This is a genomic window from Streptomyces sp. AC627_RSS907 (assembly GCF_019049165.1).
On record NZ_JAGMUE010000400.1, the window covers coordinates 1 to 569 of the forward strand.

Genomic DNA, 569 nt, shown 5'->3' on the forward strand with positions numbered 1-569 from the left:
GCCCGGCACGGCCCGCCAAGGCCGCCCCGCATCACCGCGCGGGACCACGCCACGGCGGGCCACGCCGCCTACCCCGGGTACTCCGCGCGCAGCCGCTCGTACAGCGCGGGCGCCGCCGCGATGTGATCCAGACCCAGCAGCGCGGCGCCCAGCACCGGCGGCGCCTGCACCACGCGGGCCAGGGCCTTCGGCGCGCGCTCGGCCAGCAGCTCGCGCACGCCGTCGTCCAGCAGCCGGTGCCGGGCCGCCAACACCCCGCCGCCGAGCACCACCGGCGCCTCCTCGCCCAGCAGATCGAGCTTGGACAGCGCGACCGTGGCCATGGTGACCACCTCGTCCGCCTGCCGGTCCACGATCGCCCGCGCGACCGCGTCCCCCGCGTCGGCCACCGCGAACAGCACCGGCGTCAGCTCGTAACGCCGACCGCGCTCCACGTCCCCCAGGTGCAGCGCGCTGATCAGCTCCAGCATGTCGGTGAGCCCGAAGTGCGCGGGCAGCGCGTCGGCGAGCGCCGTGCGCTTCCCCCGCCCGTCCCACGACCGCGCCGCCCACCACAGGGCCTCGTCCGC

Annotated in this window: 1 pseudogene; it reads right to left on the reverse strand. The window is 77.7% G+C overall.

Annotated features, from left to right (window positions below):
• Window positions 1–68: 68 nt before the first annotated feature.
• A pseudogene (locus KUM32_RS36110) lies at window positions 69–569 on the reverse strand (ATPase); the annotation flags it as partial.